25 protein-coding genes and 1 pseudogene are annotated in these 22,762 nt (G+C 71.7%); 13 read left to right on the forward strand and 13 right to left on the reverse strand.

Annotated features, from left to right (window positions below):
• Positions 1-15: 15 nt before the first annotated feature.
• Positions 16-1,467 carry an MFS transporter gene (locus tag VK501_RS18900; protein ID WP_324340095.1) on the reverse strand — a complete coding sequence of 484 codons (1,452 nt, stop codon included), beginning with the start codon at positions 1,465-1,467 and terminating at the stop codon, positions 16-18.
• 76 nt (positions 1,468-1,543) lie between these two features.
• Between VK501_RS18900 and VK501_RS18905 the strand changes: the two genes are divergently transcribed.
• Positions 1,544-1,978, forward strand: coding sequence for a MarR family winged helix-turn-helix transcriptional regulator (locus VK501_RS18905; protein WP_414641194.1), 435 nt, complete (start codon positions 1,544-1,546; stop codon positions 1,976-1,978).
• Between the two features lie 44 nt (positions 1,979-2,022).
• Positions 2,023-2,709 (forward strand): HAD family hydrolase, encoded by a 687-nt coding sequence (locus tag VK501_RS18910; protein ID WP_414641195.1) that lies wholly within the window; start codon positions 2,023-2,025, stop codon positions 2,707-2,709.
• Here the strand turns inward: VK501_RS18910 and VK501_RS18915 are convergent.
• Complete coding sequence (locus VK501_RS18915) at positions 2,699-2,917, reverse strand: hypothetical protein (protein ID WP_324340102.1); 219 nt, start codon at positions 2,915-2,917, stop codon at positions 2,699-2,701. The genes VK501_RS18910 and VK501_RS18915 overlap by 11 nt on opposite strands.
• A gap of 393 nt (positions 2,918-3,310) precedes the next feature.
• Here VK501_RS18915 and VK501_RS18920 point away from each other — a divergent pair, with 393 nt between their 5' ends.
• Positions 3,311-3,967: a hypothetical protein gene (locus tag VK501_RS18920; RefSeq protein ID WP_324340104.1), complete on the forward strand. Its 657-nt coding sequence runs from the start codon at positions 3,311-3,313 to the stop codon at positions 3,965-3,967.
• Between the two features lie 25 nt (positions 3,968-3,992).
• On the opposite strand, the gene VK501_RS18925 is transcribed toward VK501_RS18920, so the two are convergent.
• Positions 3,993-4,376, reverse strand: a complete 384-nt coding sequence (locus VK501_RS18925) for a VOC family protein (RefSeq protein WP_324340106.1) — start codon at positions 4,374-4,376, stop codon at positions 3,993-3,995.
• Between the two features lie 38 nt (positions 4,377-4,414).
• On the opposite strand from VK501_RS18925, the gene VK501_RS18930 reads away from it, so the two are divergent.
• The 3 genes from VK501_RS18930 to VK501_RS18940 are packed head-to-tail and all read left to right on the forward strand — an operon-like array spanning position 4,415 to position 7,153.
• The gene (locus VK501_RS18930) at positions 4,415-5,140 is read left to right on the forward strand and encodes an MBL fold metallo-hydrolase (protein WP_324340108.1); all 726 of its coding nucleotides are present in this window, start codon (positions 4,415-4,417) and stop codon (positions 5,138-5,140) included.
• A complete protein-coding gene (locus tag VK501_RS18935) occupies positions 5,140-6,513 on the forward strand; it encodes an AarF/ABC1/UbiB kinase family protein (RefSeq protein ID WP_324340110.1) in 1,374 nt (457 codons plus the stop codon). The genes VK501_RS18930 and VK501_RS18935 overlap by 1 nt, the downstream gene beginning before the upstream one ends.
• Before the next feature lie 43 nt (positions 6,514-6,556).
• The gene (locus VK501_RS18940) at positions 6,557-7,153 is read left to right on the forward strand and encodes a TVP38/TMEM64 family protein (protein WP_324340112.1); all 597 of its coding nucleotides are present in this window, start codon (positions 6,557-6,559) and stop codon (positions 7,151-7,153) included.
• A gap of 24 nt (positions 7,154-7,177) precedes the next feature.
• Here VK501_RS18940 and pyk read toward each other — a convergent pair whose 3' ends face one another.
• The 3 genes from pyk to VK501_RS18955 form a co-directional block, all read right to left on the reverse strand.
• Entirely contained in the window at positions 7,178-8,626 is a 1,449-nt protein-coding gene (gene pyk / locus VK501_RS18945; protein ID WP_324340114.1) for a pyruvate kinase, read from the reverse strand.
• A gap of 110 nt (positions 8,627-8,736) precedes the next feature.
• Positions 8,737-9,618, reverse strand: coding sequence for a hypothetical protein (locus VK501_RS18950; protein ID WP_324340116.1), 882 nt, complete (start codon positions 9,616-9,618; stop codon positions 8,737-8,739).
• 125 nt (positions 9,619-9,743) lie between these two features.
• Positions 9,744-10,646, reverse strand: a complete 903-nt coding sequence (locus tag VK501_RS18955; RefSeq protein ID WP_324340118.1) for a LysR family transcriptional regulator — start codon at positions 10,644-10,646, stop codon at positions 9,744-9,746.
• A 357-nt stretch (positions 10,647-11,003) separates the two neighbouring features.
• Between VK501_RS18955 and VK501_RS18960 the strand changes: the two genes are divergently transcribed.
• Complete coding sequence (locus tag VK501_RS18960; protein ID WP_324340120.1) at positions 11,004-11,294, forward strand: hypothetical protein; 291 nt, start codon at positions 11,004-11,006, stop codon at positions 11,292-11,294.
• Between the two features lie 261 nt (positions 11,295-11,555).
• Positions 11,556-11,921, forward strand: coding sequence for a hypothetical protein (locus VK501_RS18965; protein ID WP_324340122.1), 366 nt, complete (start codon positions 11,556-11,558; stop codon positions 11,919-11,921).
• Here the strand turns inward: VK501_RS18965 and VK501_RS18970 are convergent.
• The 3 genes and pseudogenes from VK501_RS18970 to VK501_RS18980 form a co-directional block, all read right to left on the reverse strand.
• Positions 11,918-13,189 carry a HipA domain-containing protein gene (locus VK501_RS18970; RefSeq protein WP_324340124.1) on the reverse strand — a complete coding sequence of 424 codons (1,272 nt, stop codon included), beginning with the start codon at positions 13,187-13,189 and terminating at the stop codon, positions 11,918-11,920. The two genes, VK501_RS18965 and VK501_RS18970, sit on opposite strands and share 4 nt — an antisense overlap.
• Positions 13,182-13,502 carry a helix-turn-helix transcriptional regulator gene (locus tag VK501_RS18975; RefSeq protein WP_324340126.1) on the reverse strand — a complete coding sequence of 107 codons (321 nt, stop codon included), beginning with the start codon at positions 13,500-13,502 and terminating at the stop codon, positions 13,182-13,184. The genes VK501_RS18970 and VK501_RS18975 overlap by 8 nt, the downstream gene beginning before the upstream one ends.
• Positions 13,503-13,749: 247 nt before the next feature.
• Positions 13,750-13,926 (reverse strand): annotated as a pseudogene (locus tag VK501_RS18980) (aminopeptidase); the annotation flags it as partial.
• A gap of 86 nt (positions 13,927-14,012) precedes the next feature.
• On the opposite strand from VK501_RS18980, the gene VK501_RS18985 reads away from it, so the two are divergent.
• From VK501_RS18985 to VK501_RS18995, 3 genes are read left to right on the forward strand one after another with little or no spacing between them, the layout of a single operon-like run.
• Positions 14,013-16,895: a choice-of-anchor D domain-containing protein gene (locus tag VK501_RS18985; protein ID WP_324340128.1), complete on the forward strand. Its 2,883-nt coding sequence runs from the start codon at positions 14,013-14,015 to the stop codon at positions 16,893-16,895.
• A 15-nt stretch (positions 16,896-16,910) separates the two neighbouring features.
• Positions 16,911-17,399, forward strand: a complete 489-nt coding sequence (locus VK501_RS18990) for a hypothetical protein (protein ID WP_324340131.1) — start codon at positions 16,911-16,913, stop codon at positions 17,397-17,399.
• 9 nt (positions 17,400-17,408) lie between these two features.
• Positions 17,409-17,651, forward strand: coding sequence for a hypothetical protein (locus VK501_RS18995; protein ID WP_324340132.1), 243 nt, complete (start codon positions 17,409-17,411; stop codon positions 17,649-17,651).
• A gap of 90 nt (positions 17,652-17,741) precedes the next feature.
• Here the strand turns inward: VK501_RS18995 and VK501_RS19000 are convergent, their stop codons facing one another.
• From VK501_RS19000 to VK501_RS19015, 4 genes are read right to left on the reverse strand one after another with little or no spacing between them, the layout of a single operon-like run.
• Positions 17,742-18,878, reverse strand: a complete 1,137-nt coding sequence (locus VK501_RS19000) for an aminopeptidase (protein ID WP_324340133.1) — start codon at positions 18,876-18,878, stop codon at positions 17,742-17,744.
• A complete protein-coding gene (locus VK501_RS19005) occupies positions 18,875-20,023 on the reverse strand; it encodes an alanine--glyoxylate aminotransferase family protein (RefSeq protein ID WP_324340135.1) in 1,149 nt (382 codons plus the stop codon). The genes VK501_RS19000 and VK501_RS19005 overlap by 4 nt, the downstream gene beginning before the upstream one ends.
• A gap of 33 nt (positions 20,024-20,056) precedes the next feature.
• Positions 20,057-20,428: a hypothetical protein gene (locus VK501_RS19010; RefSeq protein WP_324340136.1), complete on the reverse strand. Its 372-nt coding sequence runs from the start codon at positions 20,426-20,428 to the stop codon at positions 20,057-20,059.
• A gap of 9 nt (positions 20,429-20,437) precedes the next feature.
• The gene (locus VK501_RS19015; RefSeq protein WP_324340138.1) at positions 20,438-21,211 is read right to left on the reverse strand and encodes an MBL fold metallo-hydrolase; all 774 of its coding nucleotides are present in this window, start codon (positions 21,209-21,211) and stop codon (positions 20,438-20,440) included.
• Positions 21,212-21,266: 55 nt separating this feature from the next.
• Here VK501_RS19015 and VK501_RS19020 point away from each other — a divergent pair, with 55 nt between their 5' ends.
• The gene (locus VK501_RS19020; RefSeq protein ID WP_324340140.1) at positions 21,267-22,268 is read left to right on the forward strand and encodes an MBL fold metallo-hydrolase; all 1,002 of its coding nucleotides are present in this window, start codon (positions 21,267-21,269) and stop codon (positions 22,266-22,268) included.
• A 60-nt stretch (positions 22,269-22,328) separates the two neighbouring features.
• Positions 22,329-22,762: methylenetetrahydrofolate reductase (locus tag VK501_RS19025; protein WP_324340142.1), on the forward strand; the 434-nt coding region annotated here is incomplete at its 3' end.

The following is a 22,762-nucleotide window of genomic DNA, read 5'->3' on the forward strand; positions in this document are numbered from 1 at the left end:
GAGGGGTCAGGTACGTCAGGCGCCGAGGTTCTCGACCGCCAGCGCGGGGCGCCGGCGCCAGGCCAGGCCGCTGAGGGCCGTGACCAGTCCGAGAAGGGCGACGCCGGTCACCACTCCCACTGCCGTGTGGGACGCGTCGAGGAACGACTGCGCGTCGGCGCCGCTGGCCGTTCCGTTGCCGACGACCGCGCTGACGACGGCCAGCACGATCGCGCCGCCGACCTGGAACGAGGTGTTGACCAGGCCGGAGGCCAGGCCCTGCTCGTGGTCGGCCACGCCGTTGGTCGCCTGGATGTTCAGCGTCGGGAAGCCGAGCGCGAAGCCGGTCCCGAGGAGGAGCATCGTGGGCAGGATCACCAGCATGTAGTTGGGGTTCTCGCCGGCGCGGAGGAACAGCGCGTAGCCCACCGCGAAGGCGACGAACGCGGCGGTGACGACGGCGGCTGAGCCGAACTTCTCGACCAGTGCGCCGACGCGCGGAGCCCCGAAGGCCACCAGCAGACCCGCCGGCAGGAACGCCAGCGCCGTCTCCAGCGCCGACCAGCCGAGCACGCCCTGGAGGTACAGGGTCGCCACGAACTGGAAGCCGACGTACCCGCCGAAGACGGCCATCCCGCCGAGGTTGGCGCGGACGATGTGCCCGGAGCGGAAGATCCCGAGCCGCACGAGCGGCTGGGCGACGCGCCGCTCGATCGCCACGAAGGCGGCCAGCAGCGCGACGGCGATCGTGAACGAGACGACGGTGCCCGCCGAGGCCCAGCCGATCTCCGGCGCCCGCACGACGGTGCGCACGAGCAGGAGCATGCCGGCCGTGATGGTGACAGCGCCGCCGATGTCGAACGCGCCGCGCGTGCGCTCGGCCGGCTGGTCCTTGACCAGCAGGCGCGGGGCCAGCAGCAGGATCGCCAGGGCGAACGGGGCGGGGAGCAGGAACGTCCAGCGCCAGCCGGCCTCGGTCAACAGTCCGCCGAGGATCAGGCCGGAGGAGAAGCCGGAGGCGCCGGTGGCGGCGTAGACGCTCAGCGCCTTGTTGCGCGCCGGGCCCTCGGCGAACGTCGTCGTGATGTAGGACAGCCCGGCCGGCGCGGTGAACGCGGCGCTTGCGCCCTTGAGGAAGCGGGTCGCGATCAGGAGGTTCGGGTCGCTGACCAGGCCGCCGAAGATCGACGCCGCGGTGAAGACCACGAGGCCGATGAGCAGGACGCGCCGGCGTCCGAGCAGGTCGGCCGCCCGGCCGCCGAGGAGCAGCAGGCCGCCGTAGCCGAGCACGTAGCCACTGACGATCCACTGCAGCTGCGCGGTCGAGAGGCCCAGGTCCTGGCGGATGGAGGGGAGGGCGACGCCGACCATGGAGACGTCGAGCCCGTCGAGGAACACCACGCCGCAGAGGAGGATGAGCGCGCCCCAGAGGCGGGCGTCCCAGCGGCCGTCGGTGACGTGGTGCGAAGGGGAGGAGGGTGAGGCCATGCCGGTACAATACATGCATGCGCAAGCAATGCATGTGCAAGAATTGTGAAGGCAAATATTGTTCGGGTCCGGTATAATGCCTCCGGTGTCCGAGGTCGTCCGTGAGGACTCCGAACTGGTCGCGACGTGGCGGGACGTGTCCCAGTGCCACGCCCGGGTCTGCCACGCCCTCGAGAAGGCGCTGCAGAAGGAGCACGGGATCGGGCTGAGCGAGTTCGAGGTGCTGGAGCACCTCGCGACGACGTCCGACGAGTTCGGCAGCCGCATGCAGGAGCTTGCCGGGGCGGTCTGCCTGAGCCAGAGCGCCCTGTCGCGCCTCATCGGGCGCCTCGAGGCCGACGGGCTCGTGCACCGCGCGATGTGCGCGAACGACCGCCGCGGCATCTTCGCGCACCTCACCCCCGAGGGCCGCGCCCGCTGGGAGGCGGCCCGCCCGACCCACCGCGCGGTGCTCGCCGAGACGATGCCGCCCGCGGGAACCGTGCCCGGCGCCGCGGCCGTGGCCTCCTAGCGCGGCTGCGCCACGGCGCGGCGGTACGGGTCATGAGCGAGCCACTGCAGGCCGTGCTGTTCGACGTGGCGGGCACGCTGACGATGCCGGCCGAGCGCAGCGGATGGCTGTCGCGGGCGGCGGCCGCGGTCGGCCTGACGCTCGGCGCCGACGAGGCGAGCGCGCTGGGCGAGGAGCTCGAGGCCGCGGGACGGCCGGGCGGCCCCTATCCGGCGACCGTGCCGCCGGAGCTGGCCGCCGCCTACGCCGGCCGCGACCTGGACCCCGCTGCGCATCGCGCGGCGTACGTGGGGCTGCTGTCGACGGTCGTGCTCCCGCATCCGCGGCTGGCGGAGGCGCTGTACGAGGACGGGCTCGACCCCGCCGGCTGGACCGCGTACCCCGACGCGGCCCCGGTCCTGGCGAGCCTCCGCGCCCGCGGCATCCGGACGGCCGCGGTCAGCAACGTGGGCTTCGACATCCGGCCCGCGCTCGCCGCTGTCGGCGTCCTTGAGCACCTCGACGCGTGCGTGCTCTCCTACGAGGTCGGCGCCGCCAAGCCGGATCCCGCGATCTTCCGCGCCGCGTGCGCGGCGCTCGACTCCCCGCCCCACGCGACGCTCATGGTCGGCGACCACCCGTCGGCCGACGGCGGCGCGACGGCGCTGGGCATCCGCACGCTCCTGCTGCCGATGAGCCGGGCGGGCGAACCGCACGGGCTGGACGCGGTGCTCGCGCTCGCTACGTCGTGAACCAGGCGGTGATGCGGGCCTTGATGTCGGAGCCCGTGTCGCTCTCGGAGGCCAGCGCCACGCGGCCCGCCTCCGTGACGGCCCACGTGCCGTCGACGAAGACGGCCAGGCCGGTCGCCTCGAGGCGTCGCAGGGCGGGCGGCGGCTCGGCCGGCGCCCGCCCCTGCGCAACCGCCTGCAGCATCAGCTTGTGCGCGGCGTCCAGCATGCGCGGGGTCGCCTAGACCCCGCCGCCGTCGAGTTGTCGGGTGAACGACGGCTGGCGTCGATTCGTAGGTGCGGGGCCGGGACGCATCCGCATGAGTATCCCTCGCGAGGTCTGACGACGCATGCGCGCTGAGGGCCGAGGCTCACACCGACCCCGGCGCACAATGACCCGACTCTGCCCGTGCAACGCCTTCCGGATCGCGCTCGATGCGATCTCCGTTTGGTAGTCGAATGAACGACAGCCGAGGACCGCAGCGCGCTCTCCTCATGCCAGCCGGCTCTGGCGCCGCCACAACCGCTCTGAGATCCTCACAGGGTTCTCAGCCGAGGTGACGGTACGTCTCCATCGAAAGGGGCAGTCATGCCTCGTGGGTTGAAGGTGCTTATGCTTGCCATGCTGCTCGTATCGGCCGGAGTGTCTTCGGCGGAGGCGACAATGGGGTGGAAGAGCACCGGATCGGCGGCGGGAACCGCCTGGTCGGCCAGCGGCGGAGGCGCCTCGATCCTGATCGACCCGACGGTCGGCTCAGGCGGGACGAACGTCACAATCAACTGCGCAAGCACATCGTTCTCGGGCAAGGTCTTCGGCCCCGATGGACCGGCCGCCGGCACGTGGGTGCACCTGGCCGACGAGACGCCGGTCTTCTCCTCGTGCACCGTCGGGAGCAATGGTGCGACGGTGAGCAGTTGTGCCAACGTGACGAACGACGCCAACTCGGCGGACTACCACCCCGTGGTCGTGACCGGTCAGGCGTACGGGTTCAGCTGCTCAGCCGCCAGCGGAGGCTGCGGCTTCAGCATCTACAACAATTGGCTGCCGAGCCACGGATCCTACAAGTTCAAGTACGACAACGACACGGGAAAGCTCTCGATCGTCACCGGATTCTCGCAGACGCTCGGCGCCAGCTGGGACGGTTCGCCGGCCTGCAACGCGCTCTTCGGAACCACGGGTGGCGCATCGGGCGTCGTCACGATTTCGTCAAGCGGTGGCGGCGACCTCGTCTACAACCCGACCGCCTCGCTCGTGTTCATCGAGTACATCGTCTGCTGAGCAGCGATGCTGAGGGTCGCCTGGCCTAGACCCCGCCGCCGCGCTGGATCAGCTCGATGCGATAGCCGTCCGGATCCCGCACGAAGCAGATCAACGGGCCGTTTTGGCCGACGTGGTAGGGCGGCTTCTCCGGGCCGATGTCCTTCTTGGACAGCTCGCCGAGCGTGTCGTCGAGCGAGGGCACGGTCAGCGCGATGTGGTTGTAGCCCGTGCCGAGGTCGTAGGACTCGACGCCGGGGTTCCAGGTCAGCTCGAGGCGGTCGCCGTCGCCGGGAATGCCCATGAAGACGTTGATGGCTCCGTCGGGCAGGTCCATGCGCCGGCGCTCCTCGAAGCCGAGGGCCTCGTAGAACGCGACGGATCGGTCGATGTCGCCGATCCGGTAACAGGTGTGGATGAGCTCGGGCATCAGACTGTCAATCTACCCGCATGATCCTCGAGCGCTCCATGCATCCGACATTCCTCTCGAACACCTACCTCGTGGCCGCCGGGGAAGGCGGCGAGGCGTTCTTCGTGGACGCCGGCGGCCCGATGGAGCCCCTGTTCGAGGCGTTGGAGCGCCACGACCTCACGCCGACGCACGTCCTGCTGACCCACCACCACGGCGACCACGTCTCCGAGGTCGGGCAGATCCTCGAGCGCTGGCCCGACGTGCAGGTGCTGATCCATCCGGCCGAGCGCGCCGACGTCCCGAGCGCCACCGGCACGATGGACGCCGGCGAGACCGTCCACGCCGGTGGCCTGGACGTGCAGACCCTCGCCATTCCCGGGCATACGGCCGGGATGCTCGGGCTCCTGGTCGAGGGCAACGTCTTCACCGGCGACACGCTCTTCAAGAACTCCGTCGGCGGCGTGCGCGCGCCCGGCAGCACGTCGTACGCCGATCTCAAGTCCTCCATCATGGACACGCTCATGGCCCTGCCGCCGGAGACCGTGATCCAGCCCGGGCACACCGATCCGTCGACGGTCGCCGAGGAGTTCGACACCAACTCGTTCATCCGCGTGTGGCGCGGGCTGGACCCCGAGGGCGACGAGCCGTGCACGGCCTTCGGCCAGCCCGCGACGCTCGTCCTGCTCGGCGACGACTACGACGGGGGCCACAAGGCGTGGGTCCGCTGGCCGGACGGGCGCGACGACATCGTGCCCGGCAGCCAGGTGCAGCGCGGCGCCTGATGGCGCGCGACGATCGCATCCCGACCTCGCGATGGGCGCGCGCCGCGAAGGTCGGGCGCCTCGCCGCGACGCAGGGAGCCAAGCAGGCCGCGACGCGCGCGGCCAACCTGACGCGCGACGAGGACGCCGCCCAGGACGCCATGGCGCGCCGTCAGGTCGAGACGGCCAAGCAGATCGTCGCCGCCCTGGGCACGATGAAGGGCGCGGCGATGAAGCTCGGCCAGGTGATGTCGTTCCTGGACGTCGGCCTCGTGCCGGAGGAGTTCCGCGAGGAGTTCCAGGCCGAGCTGGCCAAGCTGCGCGACGCGGCGCCGAAGGTCTCGTTCAAGGACATGAAGAAGGTCCTCGAGGAGGAGTACGGCGAGACGCTCGACGAGGTCTTCGAGTCCTTCGACCCGTCGCCGATCGCGGCGGCGTCGATCGGCCAGGTCTACCGCGCGCGCTACGACGGCAAGGACGTCGCGGTCAAGGTCCAGTACCCCGGCGTCGCGCGCGCGGTGCGCTCGGACCTGCAGAACCTCGGGATCATCCTGCGGCTGATGAAGAGCGTCGCGCCCGGGCTCGATCCGCAGGAGCTGGGCGCCGAGATCCGCGGGCGCATCGAGGAGGAGCTCGACTACGAGCTCGAGGCGCAGAACCAGCGCACGCTCGCGCGCATCTACAAGGGGCACCCGTTCGTGGTCATCCCCGACGTGTACACGTCGCTCAGCCACGAGCGCGTGATCGTCAGCGAGTACGTCACCGGCCGCCGCTTCGAGGAGTTCAAGACCTGCTCCGAGGCGGAGCGCAACCGGATCGGCGAGATCATCTTCCGGTTCTACTTCGGCTCGATGTACCGCCACCACCAGTTCAGCGGTGACCCGCATCCCGGCAACTGCCTGCTGCTCGACGACGGCCGCATGGCGTTCCTGGACTTCGGCCTGTTCAAGCGGATCTCCGACGACGTCGCCGAGTACGAGCTGCAGACGCAGCGCCTGGGGATCGAGGGGCGCGGGCAGGACCTCATCGAGCACCTGCACCGCGGGGGCTGGCTCGGGCAGCCCGAGTACTACGACGCCGACTCGATCCTTGAGCAGTTCACGGATCTCACCGGCTGGTACACCCTGGACGCCGAGATGGCGCTGACGCCCGACATCGCCACCGACGTGATGATCCAGATGAGCGATCCGCGCTCGCGCTGGTGGGGCAAGATGCGCCACGAGACGCTGCCGCCCGAGCACCTCTTCGGGCGCCGCCTGGAGATGCTGACCCTCGCGGTGATCAGCCAGCTGCGGGCGACCGCGAACTGGAACCGCATCGCCCGCGAGTGGGTCTACGGCGACGAGCCCGTGACCGAGCTCGGCCGCGAGGAGGCCGAGTTCTACGCCCGGTGAGCGCCGCCGGGCGCTGCTGCGCCTCGGCTTCCTCGCGGCGCTGATGGTCGGCGCCTTCGTGGCGGTGGCGTCGAGCGGGTCGCTGTCGTCGGAGCGCGTGCGCGGCTGGGTCGACGGCTACGGCGTCGCCGGGCCGATCGTGTTCGTCGTGGTCTCGTCGCTGCTGACCGTCTGCCTGTTCCCGGGCCCGCTGCTGTCGGGCGCCTCGGGCCTGCTCTTCGGCACGGCGCTGGGGACCGCCGTCTCGATCACGTCCGCGACGGTCGGCGCGGTGCTGGCCTTCAGCCTCGCGCGCTGGCTGGCCCACGACGCGGTCGACCACCTGCAGGGCCGGCGGCTGGCGGCGCTGCGCGCGTGGGTCGGCCGCCGCGGCTTCCTCTCGGTGCTCTACGCGCGCCTCGCGCCCGGCATCCCCTACAACCTGGTCAACTACGCCGCCGGCCTGTCACCGGTGACGCTCGGGGCGTTCGCCGGCGCGACCGCGCTCGGGTGCGCGCCGCGCGCCTTCGCCTACACCGCGCTCGGGGGCAGCCTGAACGACCTCGGCTCCCCGGAGGCGATCGCCGCCTTCGTGGTGCTGGTCGCCATGGCGCTCGCCGGGCTCCTGCTCGCCCGCCGCGACCTCCGCACCCCTCGCTGAGGGGTCAGACCCCTTAACAATCGGTCAGTCGCGCCGGCGGCGCACGGTCTGGCCCGGGTCCTGGAGCTCCTGGACCTGGAACAGGCTCGTCGTGCCCGGGCGCCCGCTGGGCAGGCCCGCGGTGACGCCGATGCGCTGGCCGGGGCGCAGCCAGCCGAGCTCGACGACACGCCGGCACGCGTCGGCGATCAGCTCCTCGGTGACCTCGTGGCGCTTCATCGACGCCGCCTTGACGCCCCACATCAGCATGCACCGGCGCACGGTCTCGCGGCCGGGGGAGAGGGCGTAGATCGGCACGTCGGGGCGGTGGGCCGAGATCAGGCGCGCCGAGCGGCCCGACAGCGTCGGGACCACGATCGCGTCGAGCCCCAGCTCGCTGGCGGCCTGACAGGCGGCGTGCGCGACGGTGTAGGACGGATCGCGGTGGTCGCGCTTGACGCGCGTCTCGCGCCAGCGCTGGTAGGGCGCGTGCTTCTCGGTGTGCTTGGCGATCGCGTCCATCATCGCGATGGCGCCGACCGGGTAGAGCCCGACGGCGCTCTCCTGGGACAACATGATGGCGTCGGTCCCGTCGAGGATCGCGTTGGCGACGTCGGCCACCTCGGCGCGCGTCGGGCGCGACGAGCTGACCATCGAGTCGAGCATCTGCGTCGCGGTAATGACCGGCCGCGCATGCGCTCCCGCGAGGTCGATGAGCATCTTCTGCACGATCGGCACCTCCTCGATCGGCAGCTCGATCCCGAGGTCGCCGCGGGCGACCATGATGCAGTCCGAGACGCGGACGATCTCGTCGGCCAGCTCCACGGCCTGCGGCTTCTCGATCTTGGCGATCAGCGGGACGCGCGTGTGCTCGCGCACGGTCAGCACGTCCTCGGGACGGCGGACGAAGCTCAAGGCCACCATGTCGACGCCGATGCGGATGCCGGCCTCGAGGTGGGCGAAGTCCTCCTCGGGCACCGAGGGCAGCTCGTCGGCCGGGCCCGGGATGTTCAGGCCCTGGCGCGACGCGACGGTGCCCCCGACCTCGACCTCGGCCTCGACCTCCAGCTCGGGGACGCGCACCGCGGTCGCGCGCAGCCGCACCGAGCCGTCCGCGAGGTAGAGGACCTCGCCGGGGTCGATCGCGCGCGGCAGGCCCTCCCAGCTGATGCTCATGCGGCGGGCGTCGCCGGGGCCGTCGTCACGGCCGCACTCGAAGACGACCTTGTCGCCGACCTTCAGCTCGACCGTGCCCTCGACCAGCGGCCCGATGCGCAGCTTGGGACCGGGGAGGTCCTGCAGCAGGGCGACCGGACGCCCGGCGCGGTTGGCCGCGTCGCGCACCAGCTGCGCGGTCTCCGCATGCTGCTCGTGGGTGCCGTGGCTGAAGTTGAGGCGGGCGACGTCCATGCCCGCCTCGATCATCCGCACGAGGGTCTCGGGGTTGCCAGATGCGGGACCGATCGTGGCGACGATCTTCGTGCGGCGGCTCATTTCGCCTCACGGTATCGGCCGCGCGCCGGATTCCGGCACGCGGACTCAAAGCTGCCGCCCGATCAGGCGCGCGTGACGTGTCGCGGGCGCCCGACGCACGCTTGCGCAGCCTAGGGTTGCAGGGTGGTTCTGTGGTTGCCCCAGCGGAGGGCGGATCCGTCGAAGCCGAGGTAGCCGAGGGATTCCTCGGCGCCGAGTTGGCGGGTGCCCGCGGCGTCGTGGGCCCAGACCTGTGCAGGGTGCGTGGCGTCTCCCGGAGTGGTCCAGGCGACGGAGCCGTGGGCGTCGATGGCGAGCTCGTCGACGTCGGGAGCGGGGATCCACTCGCCGGCGTCGGGAGCGGGGATCGTCTCGCCGGCGCTGCTGAGGACGTCGGCGGTGAGGATCTGCCCGGTGCCGGTGCCGACGGCCAGCCAGGAGCCGCCGACGGCGACGCGCGTGATCGGGTCGGCGGTCAGGGTGCGGGTGGCGCCGGTGGCGCGCCAGCAGACGGTCGCGGAGGTGGCCGTGTGGGTCACGGCGAGCGCGAGCGCGCCGCTGTCGTGGCCGGTGGCGCAGTGGTCGGGGGCGTTGATGCCCGCGGTCATCGATGTGGTCTTGTGGTGCCAGGTCAGGCGGTCGTCGGCGGCGAAGCGCACGGAGCGCAGCTCGAAGCCTTGGTCGACGAGCAAGACCGCGGCGCCGCGGCGGTCGAGCAGCAGTTGCAGCGACGGGGCGCCGCCGGCGAGGTAGGCCATCGTGCCGGCCGGGCCGACTGCGACCTCCGCGACGGCTCCGGTGAGCCGTAGCTCGCGCCGGTGGGCGTGAGTGGCATCGTCGCGGTAGAGCCATTGCGTGTGGTCCGAGCGTTCGCCGTTGTTGACGACGTAGGCCACCCAGGCGCCGCGAATGCGGATCTGCTCGTAGAAGCGGTCGTGGCGGTCGATGACCCACATGACCCGTCGGCGGCCGGTGGCCAGCGAGCAGCCGATCAGCACATCTGTGCGGCGCACCAGCACGACCGATCCTCAACGGGATCATGCGGAGGGCGTGCCGGATGTACGGGCGGGTTCGGCTACGCATCAGCGTCGTCGAGCGCTTCCACCGCTCCAGATCCGTGTCCAATGCCCACGCGGAATCAGGCGGTGTGGCGGCCAAGCCAGCGCCAGAACGCACGCGCCCCCGCGCTCAAGGCCGGCCGCCGACGGTGAATCGCGCGCAGCTCGCGGTGAAGGTCGACGCCGCGCACGGGTAGGCCGACGAGGACACCGGCGCGCTCTTCGGCCTCGATCGTCAACCGCGAGAGCAGCGTAAAACCGCCGCCGACGAGGGCCCGCTTGAGGCTCTGGATGCTGGCCGCCTCAAGCGCCGGGCTCAGGTCGACGCCCGCTCGCGCCAGTGCGGCGGTCGCAACGGCGCGCGTCCCCGCGGCCTCCTCGCGAGCCAAATACGACTCCCCCACGAGATCACGTGGCGTCACGGCACGCCGACCCGCCCACGGATGCTCGGCCGCCACGACAACGACGATCTCATCACGAGCGACCGTGAGCGCCTGCAAGCCCGCCGGGGAGTCCGGTCCTTCGACGAAACCGATCTCGCTGCGGTTCTCGCGGATCGCCTCAAGTGCATCGTGCGAGTTGACGACCTGAAGCCGCGGGTGGACCTCGGGACGCTCGCGACGAAAGTCGGCCAGCCACCCAGGCAGCAGAAACTCCCCGATCGTCTGGCTGGCGCTCAACCGCAGATCCACGCTCCCCTGAGCGCGCGACAGCTCGACCAGCTCGACGACACTTCCCAGCGCCTCCAGCGCACGCTTCGCTGCCGGATACACCGTGGAGCCCAGCTCGGTCGGGCGCACCCCGAACCGTCCACGCTCAAACAGCCGACCCCCGACGCGCCGCTCAAGCATCTGAATCCGCTTGGTCACCGCCGACTGCGTCAGCTGCAGCGCATCGGCCGCACCGTGCATGGTTCCCGCCTCGAACGCCGCGACGAACGCCGCCAGCTCGCCACCGTCCAGCGGATTGGCGACCGACGCCAAGCTAGGAGCGTTCCACGACGTAGGCTGCGGCCACCGCACCCGCTGCGCCCAGCAGTTCGCGACGACTCAAGTCAAACATCCCTACGAACGTCCCAGACCGACGCACGCCGCGCGTCGGCCGGATGGCCAGGGAAGGTCGTCCCGACGACCGGCGCCGTCACGGCCATGGCCGTATTGCTAAAGCGCCCAGCGTCCGCGGCGCCGGCTCCACCGTCCCGAGCGTTCTGGCGCTGGCTCGGCACCCACGCCGGTTGATTCCACACCGGAATCGATCACTGCTCAGGAGGAGTGGAAACACCCGGTGGTCGGCGGGACCATCGAGACATGCCACAGATCATCTCGAACCGAGGAGCACAGATGTCCACTCGAGACACAGGTCGACGCCCCGCTTGGATCGGAAGACGCGCTGCCGTCGTCGCCGCCGTCGTCACCGCGCTCGCGATCGCCGCGCCGGCCGCCCAAGCCGGCGCCGCCACACCGCCCCCAACGGCCGTCGCCACGGTCACCGGCGCGACGCTCACCGGAGACGTCTTCAACGGCCGCACGGAGATCGTCACCACCAACGCCACCACCGGCCCGACGCTCACCAGAGACGCCTTCAACGGCGCCACGGAGATCGTGGCCTCCCCCTCGTCCGCCGCCGTCTAGGTCGTCGGCCGCCGCCGATCGCAGAGCAAGCGACTCGAGCGATCCTCGCCGGCTCGGTCGCGGATCTCCAAGAGGGCGCTCTGTGACGCTCCGTGATGGCTACGGGGAAGTTGTGAGGCGAATCCGCGCAAAATGTCTGCAGCTGCAGGCGACGGTGACCGGCGAGGGCGAAGATGCTGATGACATCACCGTGTCCTTCGTGAGCGCGGTGCTCGACGAAGAGGTCCGGAGACACTCCCGAAGCGCAAGCGCCATCGGATCGTGCCCCACCCGGACCTCTTCACCGCGATGGACCTCGGCCGCCGGTTCTTCCCACGGCTGGCCGCGGCCATCGTCTTGATCATGATCTTCTGCATCGGCGCCACGTTCCAGCGGCTCCTCCTCGAAGCAGCGCAATGCCGCGGCGCACGGCTCGCCACGCTGATGGAGCGCGCGATCCGGCTGCCCGAGTCTCCCAAGCAGCTTCCAATGCCACCCATGACCGTGCTCGAGGGCCTCGCCCTGGTGGTGATTGTCATGTCGCTGGTCGGAGCAGCGCGAGCGGGCGCGCAAGCTCCCGCGGCACCGGCGGAAGGCTCCTGCCGTCCTGGCGGGCAGAGGCCCTCAGCGTTCGTCGAGCGGCGCTAGTGCCCCGCGCGGGACGCCACGACGCGTGCGCGCTCGGCCTCTTCGTGCTCGAACGCACGCGCCATACGATCAATCTCGCTGGAGCCAAGTCCCGCCTCGGTCGCGGCCCGCCGCCACCCGCGCGTCGCGCCCATGACCTCGGCGAGCACTGCGGCAGCCTCCTGCTCGGTGAGGCGAAAGAACCCGGCGACGTCGAGCGCCAGGTCGATGCGCGCCTCGCGCGCGTCGTAGTCGATGGCGGTATTGAGGAGCTTCGGTCCCGGGCGCGGGTCCGGGTTGAGGTCGAAGGCGGGAGACAGGGTCCAGCCCGCGGTCGTCTCGCGGAGGAAGCCGTGATTGCGCAGGTGGTCGTCGACGTTGCGGATGAGTACCGAGAACACCATCCGTCGCCAGAGCTCGCGGAGGTCGTCGCCGGCACGTGGCGATTCGGTCTCGATCACGTCGGCGATGTCCAGGTAGGAGCCGTGGTCGCCGTCGCTGTGTTCGAGCATCGTCATCGCGCTGGCGTAGCCGACGCGCTGCTCGCCCGCGCGATCGAACCGGTCGACGATCAGCACCGCGGTCCCGCCGACGTCGTGGAGGTGGAAGTCGGGAACGCGGATGCCGGCATCGCGCGCCAGTCGCAGGGCCGCGGACTCCCACCGCATGACGTCCCAGTCGTCGGAGGAGGGGCTCGGGAACTTGGCGATGGCGATCCGCCCGTCGGCGTCGAGGACGTGAACCTTGGGTCGCGCGCCGCCAAGAGAGCTTCCCCCTTGGAGCAAGAGGTGCAACTCGTCTTCGGTCGCCGAGTCCCGCTCGAGCCGATCGGCCGCGCCCAGCAGCGCTCCGAGGTCGAGCAGGTGGGGGATGCCTCGCTGCTCTTCGGCGAGATACGGACCGCCGTCCGGGTCACGGAAGCGCAGCGCCCCCTGCCGGAGGTCGTCCCGGACACCGAGCACGTAGTCGATCTCACCGAAGCTGCGCTCGGCATCGCCGTCGCGCTCCGCGCGATGCTCTTCGTCGCGTTGGATCAGCCGACGGCCCCAGCGGTCGGGTGCGCAGTCAGAGAAGGCCGCGAACGTGGCGCGCTCACCGGGCGTCTGCTGCTGCCCTGCCGCAAGCGGCAACCCCGGCTCCAGGGCGTAAGCGGCGGGGTGGGCGAGATAGGCGTTGTCATAGGTGAACGACGCCGACTCGCTCCCGCGACGACGGCGCGACCATATCCGGCCGGCCAAGAGCTCCTCGGCGCCCACGACCACGTGGACGTCGACCACGGTGTCAGCCATCGCCGCTCAGGCGCTTGGGTCGGACCCGTTGTGGCAGCTGCTCATCAGACCGCAAGCGCCCCACATCGCTCTCATGCGGGTCGAGCGCTCGCGTGACGCTCTCAAGCACGCCGAGCCCGCGCAGCACCCGGAGGAGGTTCTCCAGGCTGATCCCTCCGTCTCCACGCTCGAGTCGGCTGATCGTGTCGCGATGAACACCCGACCGGTCCGCCAGCTGGGCCTGCGTCAACCCGCGCAGCTTGCGCCACGCAGCCAGATCATCGGCGACCTCTCGCAGCGAACGACGAACCTGGGATGGAACCGAATGCCGCATATACCCGTCACAATACCAGATAACGACGGCAATAACCGACACTATCCGGCCCCACGGCGAGCGCTGCGAGGGAGATCGCGCCTACTCGCTCCGCGAAGTGGCGCCTGTCACATCGTTGTTGATCATCTTCGACGAACCGAGTTGTGCAATGCATTACCCAGGGCACCTCCGCAGATGAACGACCATCGGCCGACGCCTGCAGAGCCGCCGAGCCGGTGCCAAGCGCCCGGTTCGACGCCGGCGCGCATCACAGCGTGAAGTGCCCGCTCTCCTGGACGGTCACGCCGTCGACCGTGAGCCGGCCGCCCTGGCGGAGGTCGCAGATCAGGTCCCAGTGCAGCGCCGACCGGTTCTTCCCCCCGGTCTCCGGATAGCTTCTTCCGAGCGCCGTGTGGACCGTCCCGCCGATCTTCTCATCGAAGAGCGGCGGGGGGTGCCGCGCTTGGCGGCGGCCACCAGGACCCCACTACTAGGCGGTGCGTCGCCCGTGGTCGCCCGTACACTTCCCGGATGCTCCGCGCTCCCTTCGCCAGCCTTCGCTGCGCGCTTGCCGCGCTCGTCGTCCTCGTCGCCGCGGCGCCGGCCGCCTCCGCCGGCACGATCGCCGTCGGGTCCGACGGCACCAACCCGCAGGCCTGCGCGGTGCAGGCGGACGGCACCGTCGCCTGCTGGGGTGCCCCCGGCGGCTCGCCCGCGACCGTCCCCGGCGTCACCGACGCGGTCGACGTCGCGGGCAACGGCCCGCAGACGTGCGCGGTCCGCGCGGCCGGCGGCGTCCTGTGCTGGACGCCCGGCACGGCGCCGACCGCCCCGACGGGCGGTCCGAGCGACGCGGTCGCCGTGGGCACGGGCAGCGCCTCGTCCTGCGCGATCCGCGCCGGCGGCACCGTCTCCTGCTGGGGTCAGTCGGGCAACGACCAGCTCGGCGGACCGGAGGGCGACGGGCGCCACGCCGCGAACGCGATCGCGGTCGCCAGCGGCGACGCGAACTCGTGCGTCATCGCGCGCGGCGGCGCGGTGTCGTGCTGGGGCAAGCAGACCGCGTCGGTGGCGTCCGACCTGACCGACGCCGTCTCGATCTCCTCCGGTGACAACGTCATCTGCGCCGTTCGGCGCGACGGGCGGGTCGTGTGCTGGGGCCGCGGCCTGAACGGCGAGCTCGCGATGCCGTTCGACCCGGCCGTGACCCAGGCCACGATCCCCGGGATCACCGACGCGACGCGCGTCGCCGTCGGCGGCCGGCACGTCTGCGCGCTGCGCAGCGGCGGGACCGTGAGCTGCTGGGGCCAGGGCTCCGAGGGGCAGCTCGGCCAGGGCACGCCGCTCGACAGCGCGACGCCGGTCGCCGTGTCGGGCCTCAGCGGCGCGACCGACATCGCGGCCGGCGCGACCGCCACCTGCGCGCGCCTCGGCGACGGCTCGCCGCGGTGCTGGGGCGACAACGCCGCCGGCCTCATGGGCACGGGCAAGGTCAGCTCCTCCGCCACGCCGGTGACGGTGAGCAACCTCACCGACGCGACCGCGGTCGCCGGCAACGGTAGCACCCGCTGCGCCATGCGCAGCACGGGCGCCGTCGTCTGCTGGGGCGACAACAGCCTCGGCCAGCTCGGCGACGGCTCAAGCCTCGACGCCCGTCCCGTCCCCGGCCCGGTCTCCGGGATCTCGACGGCGACCGGGGTCGCCGTCGGCTCGATGCACGCGTGCGCGGTGCTCGCGAACACGACCGTGAGGTGCTGGGGCCTCAACGTCGCCCATCAGCTCGGCGACGACAGCGCCGGCATCATCGGCTCGACGCCCGCGGCGGCGGTGAGCGACGGCGCCAACCCGATCGCGGCGACACAGCTCACCGCGATGGACGCCACCACGTGTGCGGTGCTCGGCGGCAGCGCGTCAGTCGCCTGCTGGGGCGACCGGTTCGGCACCACCGCGACGACGCTGGCGGGCACGACCGGCACGACCAGCCTCGTCGCGGGGTCCTGGCACGCCTGTGCGATCGTGGGCGGCGGCACCGTCAAGTGCTGGGGCGCGAACTGGTGGGGGATGCTCGGCAACGGGACGCAGACCGACTCCCAGACGACGCCCGTCGCGACCGGCATCACCGACGCGACCGAGCTGCGCACGCAGGTCGGCGGCTATCGCACGTGCGCGAAGCGCTCCGGTGGCAACGTCTGGTGCTGGGGCCTGCAGCCGACCGGCATCGCGCACGACGACGCCCCGGTCGACACCGGCTCCGCGAGCTTCCCGACCGACCCCGAGCCGCCGGCCTGCTCCGTCGTCTCCGGCCAGGTCCGATGCGCGGGCCTCGGCGACTTCGGCGAGCTCGGCGACGGCTACCAGCCCGCCGGCCACTACCCCGTCCAGCCACTCCCGGCGGCCGTGCCCGGCCTGACGGGCGTGCCGTCCTGGCCCGGCACGACGCTGATGCCGGACGGGGTGTCCGTGGGTCCGACGAGCCTCGCGTTCCCGACGACGGCGGTCGGCCCGACGAGCCTGCCGCAGACGGTCACCGTCACCAACACGGCGGGCCGCTGGCTCTCGCTCTTCGCCGCCGTGGCCGACCCGTCGCCGGCCAGCGAGTTCGGCGTCGGCACGACGTGCGGCGCGGTGCTCGCGCCGGGCGCCAGCTGCACGGCGTCGTACGTCTTCCACCCGACGACCGCCGGCGACAAGGCCGGCAGCGCGACGATCGAGCTCGCCGGGCGCGCCCACACGATCGCGCTGAGCGGCTCGGTCTCGACCGGTTTCCTGGTGAGCCCGGGCACGCTGACGTTCGCACCGACGATCGTCGGCCGGACAGCCGCGGGCCAGACCGTCGTCGTGACCAACGTCGCCGGCCAGACGCGCACGCTCGGGATCGCGGTCACCGGCCTCGGCCCCGACTTCCGGTCGAGCACGACCTGCGGTGACACGCTGGCCCCGGGCGCCACGTGCACCGTCACGTTCACGTTCGCCCCGACCGCGCCCGGCGCGCGCACGGCCGACGCGGTCGTGACGCTCGGCGGCACGCCGAACCCGGTCGCGCTGTCGGGCACCGGCGTCCCGAGCAACGCGTTCACCGGCGTCCCGAGCAACGCGTTCACGCTGGAGAGCGCGAAGGTGAGCAGGAAGACGCGGATCGCGCTCACGCTCGTCTTCCCGGGCACGGGCAAGGTGAAGATCACCACCACGATCAAGAGCGGCAAGAAGAAGATCGCCTACGCGAGCACGAAGGCGCTCACGGTGAAGAAGGCGGGCACGCTGAAGGTGACGCTGACGCCGGGCAAGAAGGCGAAGGCCGCGCTGAAGAAGGCGAAGAAGGCGAAGGTGTCGGTTTCGGTGTCGTTCACCCCGACCGGCGGCGCGGCGGCGAAGAAGACCAAGTCGGTCACCGTGACCGGCTCCAAGCGGCGCTGACCGACCGCCCTCGCGTTGCGCCTCGCCAACTACGGCAAAGGTCGCTACGACGGGACGCTGGACGTCTGGGACACCTGGCCGAGCAGCTTCATCTGCGAGTTCTCCGCGCTCACGCCCGCCGAACAGAAGGCGTGCCTCGCATCCCTCGTAAGCACGATCGTCCCGAACGGCGACTGGGCCATCTGTGGAGGGGAGGAGCTGCTCGGCGGCTACCTCGATTCGCCTGGGAGCGACCCAACTCGCCACGCGCTTTTTGAAGCCTCGCTCGAGTTCCAGCGCAACCGGGGCGTGTGGTGGAACGCCCTCAACATCCAGGAGCAGATGTTCTGGCGTGAACGGCACCCCGAGGAGGAGTGGTTGCCTGCGCGCGAGCCTCCGTCGCGCGAAGCGGCGTCGATTACTCCCCTTTCCGTCGGGGATGAGCGGAGGATCACGTTGCTCAATCGCGCCGCAGACTCGAAGGCCGGCGCGTCGAGGCCGTCGCCAATCACCCCGCGCGATTAGGGTTCCGGCGTGCCCGATTTCAATGTCACGCTGAACTTCAGCGGCACGGCCGACGAGCTGGAAGGCGCACGACTTGCGTTGCAGGCCCGGCTGCCCGCCCTTCGGATTCCGGGCAACGACCTCCGAAAGGTCTACATCTTGGTGACCGCGGCGGATTCCGCGCATGCGGTGCGACAAGTTGCCGCTCAGGTGAACACGCTGCCTGCGGACGTGGCAGGGCGTTTGCGCCCCGAGTCTGAACCTGCGTCATAGAGCATCTACGACTGATTGGCGCGGCGTGATGCGGTGACGTCGTCCCGTCGGGCGATAGCGGAGGACTGCGCGGGACAAGATCCGCCGCCGCTATCGGCCGGTCGGTTCGAACGGCCAACGGAAGTTTCCGTTCTCCATGATCGTCTCGCCGTCGGCAGACAATCTTCCACCGGGGCGCAGATCGCAGATAAGATCCCAGTGCAAGGCGCTGACGTTCTTCCCCCCGGTCTCCGGATAGCTGCGCCCGAGCGCCGTGTGGACCGTCCCGCCGATCTTCTCGTCGAACAGGATCGCGCCGATAGGCCGGTCGATCCCGTAGTTGGTGCCGATGCCCACCTCGCCCAGGCGCCGGGCGCCGTCGTCGGTGGCCAGCGCGCGGCGCAGGTACTCCTCGCCGGTCTCGGCGCTGGCGGTCATGACCTCGCCGTCGCGGAACTCGAGCTCGACGCCGGAGACGTCGACGCCGGCCGGCGCCGACGGGATCGTGTAGCGGATGCGCCCGGTGGCGGAGGCCTCGTGGGGGCCGGTGAAGACCTCGCCGGAGGGCATGTTGCGCTTGCCGTCGCTGTTGACCCACGTGCGGTGCGAGACGTCGAGGCGCAGGTCGGTGCCGTCGGCCTCGATGCGGAGCTCGCGCGCGTCCTCCAGCCGGTCGATGAGCGCGGCCTGGAACTGGTGCAGCTCGCCCCAGCCGCCCACCGGATCGGGACGGTCGAGCAGCAGCGCGCGCTGGACGAAGCGGGCGAACTCGCCGAGCTCCATGCCCGCCAGCGCCGCGTTGGCGGGCGTCGGCCACAGCGTCGAGCACCAGCGCTTCTTGAGCATCTGCTCGCGCACGTCGCGCCGCCCGCGCGACGAGCGGGCGATCAGCTCGGGGTCGATGTCAGCCAGCGCACGCACGTCGTCGGGCGCCTGGATCCCGACCGTCGCATCGATCTTGCGGGCCTCGTCGTAGGCCAGCGCCGGGTACTCGTCGAGATGGCGGTCGCGCGCGTGGTCGTAGAAGTTGCGGGCCTCGCCGGGCAGCTCGACGCGCAGGAAGGCCCACGCGTCGCGATCGAGGATCGCGCGCTGCAGCTCCACCAGCAGCGGCGCCGCGAGCGTGGTCGAGCGCACCAGCACCTGCTGGCCCGGCTGGACCCCCAGGCAGTAGCCGGCGAGCAGGTCGGCGAACGCGGCGGGGTCGAGAACGTCGGTGACCTCGGTCATGTCATAGGCGTCGGTCATGCGGCGACGGACCAGGCGTCCTCGAGGGCGCGGACGGCGGCGGCCTCGTCGCCGCCCGTGTGGCGGGCGGTGGCCCGCACGAGGCGCTCCTGCGGCTCGGGCCGCGCGCCCTCGCCCATCACGCCGATGCGCCAGGCGGCGCCGGCCAGCGGCCCGAGGCCGCCGCTGACCTCGATGGAGTCCTCGCGCAGCAGCGCGCCGCGGACGGCCGCCTCGTCGATGGTGTCCGGCGTCCGCACGGCCAGCAGGGAGTGCAGCTGCTCGCCGGGCGGCGCGAGGCGCTCGAAGCCGAGGACCGACAAGGCGGAGCGCAGCGCCTCGTGCGCGCGTGCGTGGCGGGCCCAGCGGGATTCGAGCCCCTCCTCGTGGACCATTCGCAGCCCCTCGTGCAGGGCATAGATCATGTTGATGGGCGCTGTGTGGTGGTAGGCGCGCGGGCCGTCGGCGAACCAGTAGTCGACCATGGCCTGGAGGTCGAAGTACCACGAGCGCCGCTGCAGGCGAGACAGCGCACGCTCGTTGACGGTGAAGGGCGCCAGGCCCGGCGGCACGTTGAGGCACTTCTGCGTGCCGGAGAACGCGGCGTCGACGCCCGCCGCGTCGAGGTCCAGCGCGTGCCCGGCCAGCGACGTCACGCAGTCGACGAGGAAGAGGCCGTCGTGGGCGTGGACAGCGTCGGCGAGGCCGTCGAGCGGCTGCGCGACGCCGGTGGACGTCTCGCCGTGCACGACGAACAGCGCGGCGCACGGCTCCTTCGCCGCCTCGACCAGCCGCTCCGTGTCGATCGCCGTGCCCCACTGTGCCTCGACCTTGACGACGTCGGCGCCCGCGCGGCCCAGCGCGTCGGCCATGCGCCCGCCGAACGCGCCGCAGACCCCGACGACGACGCGGTCGCCCGGCGCGATCAGCGTGTCCACCATGGCCTGCATCCCGCCGCTGCCGGTGGCGCTCAGCGGGAACGTGACCTGGTTGGCGGTGCGCATGGTCGCCCGCAGCAGGGCCGCGACGTCGTCCTGCAGGGAACCGAACGCCGGGTCGAGATGCCCGACGGTGCGATGGGCGAGCGCCTCCAGGATCCGCGGTGGCACCGGCGACGGGCCGGAGCCCAGCAGCAGGCGATCAGGGACGTCGGCGACGGTCGGCACGCCGGGGCACGCTACTAGCCCCGGCGAGCGGTCCTACGGCACGCTGACGTCCGGGAACCACTCTGCGCAGTGCTCGCGCAGCACGCCGGTGATCCAGGCGCGCTCGTCGCGGGTCGACACGCGGTAGCGGGCCAGCAGCGCCTTGGCGCCCTCGGTCGGGACGTCGCTGATGGTCCAGCGTGCGACGAGGCGCTCGAAGAGGAACTCGATCGCGCGGGCGCGGACGTCCTCGACGTTGGCGGCCGCGCGGGCCTGCGCCGGGTCCGACGCCTTGGCGTACTCCGCGCGCGACTTCGGCGAGAGCGCGCCGCGCAGCGTCAGCACCTGCCCGTCGGGCGACGCGTAGTCGGTGGTCGGCGCCTCGAGCTTGTCGGTGCGCCCGCGCTGGCGGCTGCGGCGGCCCATCTTGTCAGCCTACGTCGTCGCGGCGGCGTGCTCGAGCTGGCCGCGCACGTCGCCGGTGAGCGGGTCGGCGTGGCCGGCCCACGCGGCGCTCGGCTGCAGCCCGGCGAGCTTGCGCATCGACGCGCGCGCCTGCTCGGTGTTGCGGTTGAACGCGCGGTGCGGGACGCGCGCGTGACCGTGGAGCCCGGTCTGCGGGTCGAGCGTGTAGAAGCAGTCGCTGACGAGCGCCAGGCGATCGCTCGCGCGCCAGAGCCCGATCAGGCCCGGCGCGTGGCCGGGGAGGTGGACGACCTCGAAGCCCGCGACGTCGTCGCCCTCCGCGACGGTCCCGGCGATCGAGGCCGGTCCGCCGTCCCACACCGGCAGCAGCCGGCCGAGCAGGAAGCGGCCGTGCGGGTGCAGCAGCGAGAGGTCGAAGTAGTGGCTTCCGCCGTCGCCTTCGGCGTCGGCCACCTCGTCGGCGTGGCAGAAGACCGGCACGTCGAGGCCCGCCGCCACGCCGCGGTGATCGGCGTGGGCGTGGCCGAGGACCACCCGCGTGATGCCGCCCAGCTGCGCGCCGGCGAGCGCGACCGCGTCGGTCATCGCCTCGATGCCGGCGTCGAAGACCAGCACGCCGTCGCCGTCGCGGACGAAGTACACGTTCATGGCCTTGCTCGGGAACCCGCCGCGCAGGACCCAGACGCCGGCCGCGATCGGCTCCGGCCGGCCCGCGATCAGCCGCGCGAGCCGTGGCCGGACCGCGCGCCTGCGTGCTCCCGATGTCCCTGTGGTGCTGCCCATGGCCCGGCCGCCTCTCTCCTCGGTGCTCGACGCGCGCAGTCTAGGCTGAGAAGCGATGTCCCAAGCACGCCGCAAGCGCGAGGTCGGCCGGGGAGAGCGCGTCCTGCCCGGGGTCTGGCGGCTGCGTCTGCCGCTGCCGTGGCCCGGGGTCCCGCACTGCAACGCGTGGGCGCTGGCCGCCGGCGACGGCATCGTGCTCGTCGACACCGGCATGCACGAGCCCGGGTCGCTCGGCCATCTCGAGCGTGCGCTCGCGCAGGTCAACCTCAAGCTCGACCACGTGCGGCTGCTGGTCTGCACCCACGCGCACTCCGACCACTACGGGCAGGCCGCGACGATCGTGGAGCGCACCGGGTGCGAGCTGTGGATGCACCCCAACCACGACCACATGCTGCGCGCGGCGCGTGACCCGGAGGCGGCGTTCGACCGCCGCATCGAGGTCGCCCGCCAGAGCGGCGTGCCGGAGGAGCCGCTGCGCCGCTACACCGAGGCGCGCCGCGGCCAGGACTACGGGATCGCCGGGATCGTCGAGCCGCACCGCGCGCTCGTCCCGGGCGTGGAGGTGCACACCGACCTCGGCACGTGGAGCGTCTACGAGACGCCGGGCCATGCGCCGTCGCACGTCTGCCTCTACCAGGAGGACCGCCGGATCCTGATCTCCGGCGACCACCTGCTCGGGCGCGTGTCGCTGTACTACGACTACGGCTACTCGCCTGATCCGGCCGGCGAGTTCCTGCACTCGCTCGACCTCGTCCAGGAGCTCGACGCGCGCCTCTGCCTCGCCGGCCACGGCCGCACGTTCACCGACGTGCAGGCGCACGTCGACGGCAACCGGACGCTGGTGCGCCAGCGGCTCGACAAGGTCGAGGAGGTGATCGCGCGCGACGGCGGGCTGACCGCCTACGACGCGATCCCGCTTGTCTATGGCCAGGCGATCACGCCGCTGAACGCCAACTGGTGGCTGACGGAGACGCTGTCCTACCTGCTCCACCTCGAGGCGACCGGGCGCGTGCAGCGCCTCGACGGCACGCCCGAGCGCTGGGCGAGCGCCGCATAGTCCCTGCACACAGGGGCTTTCGTCAAACCTTGACACGGCCGTGTTAGGGTTTGTCGGGCGATGCGCATCGATCAGCTGCTGGCCGGCGACGAGCCGAGCTTCTCCTTCGAGTTCTTCCCGCCCAAGACGCCGCAGGGCGAGGAGAACTTCGAGCGTGCCCTGCGCGAGCTGGCGCCGCTGGCGCCCTCGTTCGTCTCGGTCACCTACGGCGCGGGCGGCACCACGCGCGAGAAGACCGTCGAGACCGTCCGCCACATCAAGGACGAGCACGGCCTCGAGGCGATGGCGCACTTCACCTGCGTCGGCGCGACCACCGACGAGCTGCGCGTCACGCTCGAGGAGATCCGCGAGGCCGGCATCGACAACGTGCTCGCGCTGCGCGGCGACCCGCCCGTCGGCCAGTCCGACTGGGTCGCCTCCGAGGGCGGCCTGGAGTACTCGCACCAGCTCGTCGCGCTGCTGCGCGAGGACTACGACTTCGCGATCGCCGCCGC

The sequence above is a fragment of the Baekduia sp. genome (genome assembly GCF_035318805.1).
Lineage (GTDB): Bacteria > Actinomycetota > Thermoleophilia > Solirubrobacterales > Solirubrobacteraceae > Baekduia.